Here is a 581-nt window from a genome sequence, read left to right on the forward strand (position 1 = left end):
ACGCTGACGGCGCGGGCCGCCGCGGCGCAGGCGGCGCAGGCGCTGCTCTCCGACGCCTTCAAGGGCCTGCCGACGACCGCGCCGGCCGCCAAACCTTGATGCATTCCTTGCCGTGATCGCATCGAAGCCGTGATCAGTCTCAAGTCGTGATCGCGGCGACACACCATCCCGCGGGGGCGCCCGACGCCCCCGCCCACGACCTCGTCGCGACGCGACGCCGTTCTCGCGGCTGACAGGAGTACCCGACCTCATGTGGCGCGCCCTCGCCTTCCTGGCCCTGCTTGCCGTCGCCGCCTTCGGGGCGGTGTGGATCGCCGACCGACCCGGCTCGGTCACCATCGTGTGGAACGGGTACGAGGTGGCCACCAGCCTCGCCATCGCGCTCGTCGGCGTCGGCGTCGCGGCGATCGTGCTCGGCCTGGTCTGGGCCGTGGTGCGCGGCCTCATCACCCTGCCGGACACCCTGGTGAACGGCTCGCGCGAGCGGCGCCGGGCGAAGGGCTTCACCGCCTTGTCGCGCGGCATGGTCGCCGTCGGGTCGGGCGACCCGCTCGCGCGAGCCGTTCACCAGGGTGTCCGGC

At 73.3% G+C, this 581-nt stretch carries 1 protein-coding gene; it reads left to right on the forward strand.

The genetic code is table 11. The annotated features are described in order from the left end of the window. Nucleotides 1–250: 250 nt before the first annotated feature. On the forward strand, nt 251–581 hold a 331-nt coding region (locus FV222_RS28650), incomplete at its 3' end, for a heme biosynthesis HemY N-terminal domain-containing protein (RefSeq protein WP_281406951.1).

The organism is Methylobacterium sp. WL103 (assembly GCF_008039885.1).
Lineage (GTDB): Bacteria > Pseudomonadota > Alphaproteobacteria > Rhizobiales > Beijerinckiaceae > Methylobacterium > Methylobacterium cerastii.